Annotated in this window: 2 protein-coding genes; both read right to left on the bottom strand. The window is 56.7% G+C overall.

Annotated elements, in window-relative coordinates; translation table 11 throughout:
• Positions 1–1,136: hypothetical protein (locus ZA05_RS05765; RefSeq protein WP_157514562.1), on the bottom strand; the 1,136-nt coding region annotated here is incomplete at its 3' end.
• A gap of 12 nt (positions 1,137–1,148) precedes the next feature.
• A partial coding sequence (locus tag ZA05_RS18315) for a hypothetical protein (protein WP_197276053.1) occupies positions 1,149–1,775 on the bottom strand: 627 nt, incomplete at its 5' end.

Raw genomic sequence — 1,775 nt, 5'->3', positions numbered from 1 at the left:
GTGATGCTGCCCAGGGCAACCCACTCGGCAAATGCCTGGTCGATCGAAGCCTGGTCGGAACAGGCTGCCATTGTATAATCATCTGGCGCGTTGAAGGAAACCTCAGGTGCCGGTTCTACCGTAAAGGTCGAACTCAACAACAGCGGTGCCCCACAGTCGCTGGTAGCTGTCCAGATTACTTCGGTTGAACCACCACAGGCATCAGGTGCCCCCGGATTGGTCACTTCAACCATCAGGTTACAGCCGCCCGTGATGCTGCCCAGGGCAACCCACTCGGCAAACGCCTGGTCTACGGAAGCCTGGTCAGAACATGCTGCCATTGTATAATCGTCTGGTGCATTGAAGGAAACCTCTGGTGCCGGTTCTACCGTAAAGGTCGAACTCAACAACAGCGGTGCCCCACAGTCGCTTGTAGCTGTCCAGATAACTTCCGATGAACCGCCACAGGCATCAGGTGCCCCTGGGTTGGTCACTTCAACCATCAGGTTACAGCCACCGGTGATGCTGCCCAGGGCAACCCACTCGGCAAATGCCTGGTCGATCGAAGCCTGGTCGGAACAGGCTGCCATTGTATAATCATCTGGCGCGTTGAAGGAAACCTCAGGTGCCGGTTCTACCGTAAAGGTCGAACTCAACAACAGCGGTGCCCCACAGTCGCTGGTAGCTGTCCAGATTACTTCGGTTGAACCACCACAGGCATCAGGTGCCCCCGGATTGGTCACTTCAACCATCAGGTTACAGCCGCCCGTGATGCTGCCCAGGGCAACCCACTCGGCAAACGCCTGGTCTACGGAAGCCTGGTCGGAACATGCTGCCATTGTATAATCGTCTGGTGCATTGAAGGAAACCTCTGGTGCAGGCTCTACCGTAAAGGTCGAACTCAGCAATAACGGTGCCCCACAGTCGCTGGTAGCTGTCCAGATAACTTCGGTTGAACCACCACAGGCATCAGGTGCCCCCGGATTGGTCACTTCAACCATCAGGTTACAGCCACCCGTGATGCTGCCCAGGGCAACCCACTCGGCAAACGCCTGGTCTACGGAAGCCTGGTCGGAACATGCTGCCATTGTATAATCGTCTGGCGCATTGAAGGAAACCTCTGGTGCAGGCTCTACCGTAAAGGTCGAACTCAGCAATAGCGGTGCCCCTCAGTCGCTTGTAGCTGTCCAGATAACTTCGGTTGAACCACCACAGGCATCAGGTGCCCCCGGATTGGTCACTTCAACCATCAGGTTACAGCCGCCGGTGATGCTGCCCAGGGCAACCCACTCGGCAAATGCCTGGTCGATCGAAGCCTGGTCGGAACAGGCTGCCATTGTATAATCATCTGGCGCGTTGAAGGAAACCTCAGGTGCCGGTTCTACCGTAAAGGTCGAACTCAACAACAGCGGTGCCCCACAGTCGCTGGTAGCTGTCCAGATGACTTCGGGTGAACCACCACAGGCATCAGGTGCCCCCGGATTGGTCACTTCAACCATCAGGTTACAGCCACCCGTGATGCTGCCCAGGGCAACCCACTCGGCAAACGCCTGGTCTACGGAAGCCTGGTCAGAACATGCTGCCATTGTATAATCCTCTGGCGCGTTGAAGGAAACCTCAGGTGCAGGTTCTACCGTAAAGGTCGAACTCAACAACAGCGGTGCCCCACAGTCGCTTGTAGCTGTCCAGATAACTTCCGATGAACCGCCACAGGCATCAGGTGCCCCTGGGTTGGTCACTTCAACCATCAGGTTACAGCCACCGGTGATGCTGCCCAGGGCAACCCACTCGGCAAA

It is taken from the genome of Mangrovimonas sp. TPBH4, assembly GCF_001280505.1.
Taxonomy (GTDB): Bacteria; Bacteroidota; Bacteroidia; order Flavobacteriales; family Flavobacteriaceae; genus Mangrovimonas_A.
The sequence above is the reverse complement of the archived record's forward strand: the minus strand, read 5'-3'. Positions and strand labels throughout refer to the sequence as shown.